This is a genomic window from Vibrio sp. 10N.222.51.C5, assembly GCF_041474575.1.
Lineage (GTDB): Bacteria > Pseudomonadota > Gammaproteobacteria > Enterobacterales > Vibrionaceae > Vibrio > Vibrio crassostreae_C.
On the sequence record NZ_JBFRUJ010000115.1, the window covers coordinates 1 to 287 of the forward strand.

General features: G+C 36.6%; 1 tRNA gene. It reads right to left on the bottom strand.

Going from position 1 to position 287, the window contains the following annotated elements:
- Positions 1–164: 164 nt before the first annotated feature.
- A tRNA-Glu gene (locus AB4558_RS21825) sits at positions 165–240 on the bottom strand.
- Positions 241–287 lie beyond the last annotated feature (47 nt).

The window sequence follows — 287 nt, forward strand, 5'->3', positions numbered from 1 at the left end:
GTTTATACCGTTCTTATTAAATAAGAGCAGATAAACATTGAGAACTTTTAAATTTGATTGAATTACTCGTAAGTAATCAATCAGTCAGCTTTCCAAATTGTTAAAGAGCTTGATTCAATAAATTGAACCATTTTTAAAAACACTTAAATAAATGTGCTTAAAGATGGTATCCCGTAGGGGAGTCGAACCCCTGTTACCGCCGTGAAAGGGCGGTGTCCTAGGCCTCTAGACGAACGGGACATAGGTTACTCTTAACTGTTTAAACATATCAATCTGTGTGGGTACTC